This window comes from Streptomyces cupreus (assembly GCF_014257025.1).
Lineage (GTDB): Bacteria > Actinomycetota > Actinomycetes > Streptomycetales > Streptomycetaceae > Streptomyces > Streptomyces cupreus.
Genome location: NZ_JACMSF010000202.1, coordinates 1 through 306, shown reverse-complemented (window position 1 = coordinate 306; position 306 = coordinate 1). Strand labels below are relative to the sequence as shown.

General features: G+C 66.7%; 1 protein-coding gene. It reads left to right on the top strand.

The genetic code is table 11. The annotated features are described in order from the left end of the window. Positions 1-229: hypothetical protein (locus tag H4N64_RS44305; RefSeq protein WP_186288278.1), on the top strand; the 229-nt coding region annotated here is incomplete at its 5' end. Positions 230-306: the final 77 nt, after the last annotated feature.

The following is a 306-nucleotide window of genomic DNA, read 5'->3' as shown; positions in this document are numbered from 1 at the left end:
GGCCAGGAGCCGGTCACTGCTGCCGGCCTGGTTCGTCACCGTTCTCAGAGCAGCACCGCCCGCCAACGGCACGGAACAGTGGCTGGAGACGGCCACCGGCGTCCTGCTCTACCGCCTCACCTACGACGTCACCGACCAGGTCGTCGCACTCGGCCCGCAGCCTCCGGAATCCGACCGATACCGCCGCAGCTGGTACGACCAGCTACGCAAGGACCTGCGTCGCTGGTGAACAAGGCTGTGGGGTGCAATGGAAGTATGGGGGCGCGGATGTTCTCTGCTGATCGCGTCGGCCGAGGTGGAGCACTA